General features: G+C 32.2%; 1 pseudogene. It reads left to right on the top strand.

The annotated features are described in order from the left end of the window. Window positions 1-426 (top strand): annotated as a pseudogene (fakB2, locus tag KDK95_RS39015) (fatty acid kinase binding subunit FakB2); the annotation flags it as partial.

Genomic DNA, 426 nt, shown 5'->3' with positions numbered 1-426 from the left:
CTTCAGGATTAAGTGGTACATTTAACACTGCTTACCAAGCAAGTCAAATGGTAGATGCTAATGTAACTGTTATTGATTCAAAATCTATTTCTTTTGGTTTAGGGTATCAAATACAACACCTAGTAGAGCTTGTAAAAGAAGGTGTCTCAACTTCTGAAATAGTTAATAAGTTAAATCATTTAAGAGAAAACATTAAATTATTTGTAGTTATAGGGCAATTGAATCAATTAATTAAAGGTGGCAGAATTAGTAAAACAAAAGGTTTAATTGGTAATCTTATGAAAATTAAACCAATTGGTACACTAGACGATGGTCGCTTAGAGCTTGTGCACAATGCGAGAACTCAAAATTCTAGTATCCAATACTTGAAAAAGGAAATTGCTGAATTTATAGGGGATCATGAAATCAAATCCGTTGGTGTCGCAC

The organism is Actinospica acidithermotolerans (assembly GCF_018139625.1).
Classification (GTDB): Bacteria; Actinomycetota; Actinomycetes; order Streptomycetales; family Catenulisporaceae; genus Actinospica; species Actinospica acidithermotolerans.
The sequence above is the reverse complement of the archived record's forward strand: the minus strand, read 5'-3'. Positions and strand labels throughout refer to the sequence as shown.